This is a genomic window from Psychrobacter sp. W2-37-MNA-CIBAN-0211, from assembly GCF_040309405.1.
Taxonomy (GTDB): Bacteria; Pseudomonadota; Gammaproteobacteria; order Pseudomonadales; family Moraxellaceae; genus Psychrobacter; species Psychrobacter glaciei.
The window spans coordinates 1-442 of the sequence record NZ_JBEOOU010000047.1 but is presented as its reverse complement, the minus strand read 5'-3'; the positions used below and the strand labels follow the sequence as shown (position 1 = coordinate 442).

1 pseudogene is annotated in these 442 nt (G+C 42.8%); it reads right to left on the bottom strand.

Annotated features, from left to right (window positions below):
• Positions 1–197: 197 nt before the first annotated feature.
• Positions 198–442, bottom strand: a pseudogene (locus AAEY72_RS14220) (IS91 family transposase); the annotation flags it as partial.

Genomic DNA, 442 nt, shown 5'->3' with positions numbered 1-442 from the left:
CACCGAGAGTGACTCTTTATTATGTAAATAACAGCTCGAGAAAACGCGCTGTTTGATGTGATGGTTATCGTGCTAGTTTTTTGTAGTCAGCAAGTACCCTTAGCCCCTCTGCTAATTATTTAACTCTATTAATTTCAGTGCGTTAAATTAATCCTCCACGGTATTCAGTTAAACCATTATTCTTATTATTTTCAACATTAGGTTGAGGTCATTAAGTTTGTCGGTCGTGCCACTACGCCCATAAAGCGCATTGGTTGCTGGCAACAGGGGCAACTGCGGGTTGCTAATCTGCGCTTTATCTCAGGAATGATTGGAAACGTTGCCCCTGCAACTGCCAGCATAAGCTGTATTTGTAGCCTGAGCTTTTTGGCGTTACCTCTGAGTAATCCATAGTCACGCACTCGCCTTAATCCCTTCGGTAATACGTGTTGCAGTATTAACC